Genomic DNA, 978 nt, shown 5'->3' with positions numbered 1-978 from the left:
ACACTTTCACTTTAGATTGGGATGGTACTACTCTTACTGCTCACAGTAATGTTCGTGGGGGAGATACTCAACAGGTCAATATTACTAATGTGCAAATAGCCATTTTTATTACAGGATATCCTGCTCAACCTCATAATGGTGGTCTTACTATTTACAATGCAAAAGGTACATGCACTTTTTCTACTGCACGTGCTCCTTTCATGTATAAAGGAATGATCACTACAAGTGCTAATCCTACTGCTGCACCAGCAGGTGTAAGTAAAATGATGGTACCTCTGTGTAGGTTAGGTGTACGTGGAGAAAGTGGTGGTGGTTGGAGTACGATCATGATTGCAGGAATGAGGATGTCCGGTAATAAATTATGGGCCGCTACAGGAAACAATGCTGGGATGAATTATAAGTACACGGATCACTATGCTCCCCCTAATGATTATACAATCAGTATTCAACTTCCTGTTATTGACGCCGCTAACTATTTCTAATGGCACTACCAGATCCACGGATGTTGCTATATACATACGTGATCACAAACAAGGATATCCATAATGACTATTAAAGCAGTTAACTATGGTGCCCTAATTCAGAACGCTGCTAAAAAATACGGGGTTGACCCAGAACTGATCCAATCTGTTATTCAGGTTGAGTCAGGTGGGAACCCCGCTGCTGCATCTGGAACAGGCCCAGTAGGGCTGATGCAAGTATCTCGTGCCTTAGCTAAAGACTATGGTTACGATGCTAACGACCGTCTTGACCCTGCAAAGAATATTGATATGGGTGCTCGCTATTTAGCGCAGAACCTAAAAGCGTTTGGAGGTGATGCCTCTAAAGCTCTTCTTGGATATAACCAAGGTACTGGTGGTGCTCGTCAAATGCTCAGTGGTAAATTACCATTGGCGGCAGAAGGTGCTAACTATCTTAAAAGACCTGAGTTTCAGAAATTCACTCAAGGTGGTGTTCCTGCTACAGTTCAAAACATTG

Annotated in this window: 2 protein-coding genes; both read left to right on the top strand. The window is 42.7% G+C overall.

Annotation, left to right across the window (positions count from 1 at the left end; genetic code table 11):
• On the top strand, window positions 1-482 hold a 482-nt coding region (locus N1032_RS23900; RefSeq protein WP_259542922.1), incomplete at its 5' end, for a DUF6453 family protein.
• A gap of 63 nt (window positions 483-545) precedes the next feature.
• On the top strand, window positions 546-978 hold a 433-nt coding region (locus tag N1032_RS23895; RefSeq protein ID WP_259542921.1), incomplete at its 3' end, for a lytic transglycosylase domain-containing protein.

Origin of the sequence: Herbiconiux daphne, assembly GCF_024979295.1 — a bacterium.
In the GTDB taxonomy this organism is placed as follows: Bacteria; Actinomycetota; Actinomycetes; order Actinomycetales; family Microbacteriaceae; genus Herbiconiux; species Herbiconiux daphnes.
The sequence above is the reverse complement of the archived record's forward strand: the minus strand, read 5'-3'. Positions and strand labels throughout refer to the sequence as shown.